Below are 3,332 nucleotides of genomic sequence, written 5' to 3'. Positions count from 1 at the left end.
CGGAGACACGACTCGAACGTGCGACCTCCGGGTTATGAGCCCGACGAGCTACCTACTGCTCTACCCCGCGTTATTGTGGTGCAAATATACAACTATTATCTAAACCTCCAAATTATTTGCAAAAAATATTTATTCATCTATTTTTAGTAAATTTGTATATGGCAAAAATTCTGAAAATCTATCCCTACAATCCACAGGAAAACCTCCTCGACGAGGTCGTTCGCACTTTAAAAAATGGTGGACTAATTATCTACCCTTCTGACACGGTTTATGCGTTGGGTTGCAATATTTTTGATATCCGGGCAATGGAAAAGCTTGCGCAAATCAAAAAAATCAAGTTAGAAAAAGCCCATTTTTCTATCATCTGTAACGATTTAAGTCATTTATCAGAATTTTCGAGACCGATTGACACCAGTACTTTCAGGTATTTGAAAAATAATATTCCCGGGCCATTTACTTTTATTTTAGAAGCTAACAAAAATCTTCCCTTGGCTTATAAAGGAAATAAAACCGTCGGAATTCGAGTTCCTGATCACATCATTCCGCAATTGATTGTAGAAAAATTGGGACACCCGATTGCGTCAACTTCCATTAAAGATGATGACGAAGTCATCGAATATTCCACCGACCCAGAATTGATTGCCGAGAAATATGACCATCTCGTCGATATTGTCATTGATGCAGGTTATGGTGATAACGTCGCTTCAACCATCGTAGATTTGACCAGTGGCGAACCGGAAATTTTAAGACAAGGAAAAGGAGCATTGTAATTCAAAGTTCAATATTTTATTTTAAACCCAATTAACTTTGAACCTTGAATATTAAATTTTGAATTATTTATGAAAATCATTACTTCGCCTGCAAAACTCATGAACATTGAAAATTCTACGGAACTTTTCAAAACCACCACTCCAAAATTTATTGAAGACGCAGCTTTTATTCAAACTTATTTAAAAGAAAAAACACCCAAATATTTATCAGATTTAATGGAAATTTCACCCAAATTAGCTGACGAGAACTGGGAAAGAAACCAAAAATGGAAAGCAAAACCAAATCATAAAGAATCTGCACCCGCAATGTTTGCCTTTGTTGGTGAGGTTTACAGAGGTTTAGATGCCAAAATTTTAGATAAAAATGCCATCAATTATTTGCAGAAAAATTACAGAATGCTTTCCGGATTGTATGGACTTTTGAAACCTTCCGACAAAATCATGCTTTATCGTTTGGAAATGGGTAGGAAATTCGAGTTCGATCAATACCAAAATCTCTACGAATTCTGGCGCGAAAAAGTAACCGAACAACTCAATAGCGAACTGAAAACCAAAGACTTAATCCTTAATTTAGCCAGTACAGAATATTTTAAAGTCATTGATAAAAAGAAAATAAATGCCCCGATTATCGATTTCGATTTTTATGAAATGAAAGACGGAAAACTGAAAACCATCGTTGTTTATACCAAACACGCAAGAGGTTTAGTTGTTCGCTATTGCGCTGAAAATCAAGCGAAAACATTGAACGACGTGAAAGGTTTCAACCTTGAAAATTACAGAATTGATGAGAAACTTTCTACCAAAACAAACTTGGTTTTTACCCGTTAATTTATCATTAATCATTTAAAAAATACAAAATGAATTACCATACCAGAAAATGGATTAAACCAGAAGATTTAAACCCAAATCACACCCTTTTCGGTGGAAGATTATTGCAATGGATCGACGAAGAAGCCGCATTGTACGCCATTGTTCAGCTCGAAACGCCGCGTTGTGTGACCAAATATATCTCGGAAATCAATTTCGTGAGTTCGGCAAAACAAGGTGACATCATCGAAATTGGGATTGAAGCGACCGATTTTGGAAACACTTCCATCACTTTGGCGTGCGAAGTTCGTAACATGATGACGCAGCAAACCATTATTACCATTGATAAAATTATTTTTGTAGGAATTGATAATGAAGGAAAACCAACCAAACACGGCAAAACAAAAATCGAATATATTTCCGACCGATTGAAAGAAAAACACTGATGAAGATTTTCATTAAAAATATTGTATTACCGATTTTTCTACTTCTATTTAGTTCTTGTCATAAGACAAAAAATAGTATAGAAAAAATTGACATATATTCAAAAGAGGTAGTTTCCAAAATAAAAAGTAGCGAATACAAAACATTAGAAATCAATGAAAAAACATGCGGAGGAAATACCATCGTTTTTTCAGAAAAGAATAAATTAATTGCTTTTTATAATATAAACGGTGGCGAATATTTTGAAACTTTAGATATGTTTTTTGTAAAAGACAATAAAATTGTAAAAATTGAAAGGTCAATTATTTCTGATAAAAATAATAAGTACAGAATTTTATATTATACACCAACTGAAAAAATAAAAATCAATTCTCTTCCTGAAAATCATTTTGGATATTCTGACAAACAAATTTTCGACTGTGGCAATCAGATTCTAAAACGATTTAAAAATTATTAAATAATTTGATGAAAATCTTCATTAAAAATATGGTTTGTAATCGCTGCATTACTGCAGTAGAAAAGGTTTTCAATGATTTGAAAATGGAAATTTCGCATATCGAATTGGGAGAAGTTGAAACCAAAAACAATTTCGATGAAAAGGAAATTTTGAAACTTGACAATCGATTGCAAGAAACCGGATTTCAGATTTTGGAAGATTCATCGAAAAAGCAAATTGAGATCATTAAAAAATATATCATCCTTAAAATCAATGATTTAGATGTTTCTGAGGATTTTGTTTTGTCTAAATTTCTTTCCGAAAAAATGAATAAAGAATACAGCGCGATCTCAAAGTTGTTTTCGCAAAATGAAAATGTGACTTTAGAACAATATTTTATTCTTCAAAAAATCGAAAAAGTAAAAGAACTCATCATTTACAACGAATTTACTTTAACTGAAATCTCTCAAAAACTTGGCTACAAAAGCGTTCAGCATCTTTCGAACCAATTTAAAAAAATGATTGGCTTCTCTCCTACTCAGTTTTTGAAATCCAAAGATAAAAAGAGAATTGCGCTGGATAAAGTTTAAAAATAATTTCTATTTGCCTTTTATTTAAAGTCTTTTTCATTCGAAATTCGTTAACATCTTTCCATAAATGTATAACAGCTTCCTTTTTGTTTTTCTGAAATTTGCACTATAAATTCTTAAAAATATGGGAAACTGTTGTAACAATCATAACGAAAATCCGAATCAGAAAATCTCACCAAGTTCCGTTTATTATTGCCCGATGGAATGCGAAGGTGAAAAAGTATATTTTGAACCCGGAAAACGTTGCTCAGTTTGCAATATGTTTTTGGTTCCGATCGAAGAACG

At 32.7% G+C, this 3,332-nt stretch carries 6 protein-coding genes; all 6 read left to right on the top strand.

Annotated elements, in window-relative coordinates; translation table 11 throughout:
* Positions 1–158: 158 nt before the first annotated feature.
* A complete protein-coding gene (locus WBY99_RS01755) occupies positions 159–770 on the top strand; it encodes an L-threonylcarbamoyladenylate synthase (protein WP_423974626.1) in 612 nt (203 codons plus the stop codon).
* Between the two features lie 69 nt (positions 771–839).
* The gene (yaaA, locus tag WBY99_RS01750; protein WP_423974625.1) at positions 840–1,598 is read left to right on the top strand and encodes a peroxide stress protein YaaA; all 759 of its coding nucleotides are present in this window, start codon (positions 840–842) and stop codon (positions 1,596–1,598) included.
* 29 nt (positions 1,599–1,627) lie between these two features.
* Positions 1,628–2,023, top strand: a complete 396-nt coding sequence (locus WBY99_RS01745) for an acyl-CoA thioesterase (RefSeq protein ID WP_423974624.1) — start codon at positions 1,628–1,630, stop codon at positions 2,021–2,023.
* Entirely contained in the window at positions 2,023–2,478 is a 456-nt protein-coding gene (locus WBY99_RS01740; RefSeq protein WP_423974623.1) for a hypothetical protein, read from the top strand. Before WBY99_RS01745 ends, WBY99_RS01740 begins: the two co-directional genes overlap by 1 nt.
* A gap of 8 nt (positions 2,479–2,486) precedes the next feature.
* Positions 2,487–3,047, top strand: a complete 561-nt coding sequence (locus WBY99_RS01735) for a helix-turn-helix domain-containing protein (RefSeq protein WP_423974622.1) — start codon at positions 2,487–2,489, stop codon at positions 3,045–3,047.
* 124 nt (positions 3,048–3,171) lie between these two features.
* The coding region (locus WBY99_RS01730; RefSeq protein WP_423974627.1) for a heavy metal-binding domain-containing protein at positions 3,172–3,332 on the top strand (161 nt) is incomplete at its 3' end.

It is taken from the genome of Kaistella sp., from assembly GCF_049588135.1.
In the GTDB taxonomy this organism is placed as follows: Bacteria; Bacteroidota; Bacteroidia; order Flavobacteriales; family Weeksellaceae; genus Kaistella.
Note: the sequence above shows the minus strand (reverse complement) of the source record. Positions and strands in the feature narration are given on the sequence as shown.

What these genes read in the sequence shown, in the direction of transcription:
- WBY99_RS01755 (WP_423974626.1), top strand. Translation starts at nt 159, where the DNA reads ATGGCAAAAATTCTGAAAATCTATCCCTACAATCCACAGGAAAACCTC.
- yaaA (WP_423974625.1), top strand. Translation starts at nt 840, where the DNA reads ATGAAAATCATTACTTCGCCTGCAAAACTCATGAACATTGAAAATTCT.
- WBY99_RS01735 (WP_423974622.1), top strand. Translation starts at nt 2,487, where the DNA reads ATGAAAATCTTCATTAAAAATATGGTTTGTAATCGCTGCATTACTGCA.
- WBY99_RS01740 (WP_423974623.1), top strand. Translation starts at nt 2,023, where the DNA reads ATGAAGATTTTCATTAAAAATATTGTATTACCGATTTTTCTACTTCTA.
- WBY99_RS01745 (WP_423974624.1), top strand. Translation starts at nt 1,628, where the DNA reads ATGAATTACCATACCAGAAAATGGATTAAACCAGAAGATTTAAACCCA.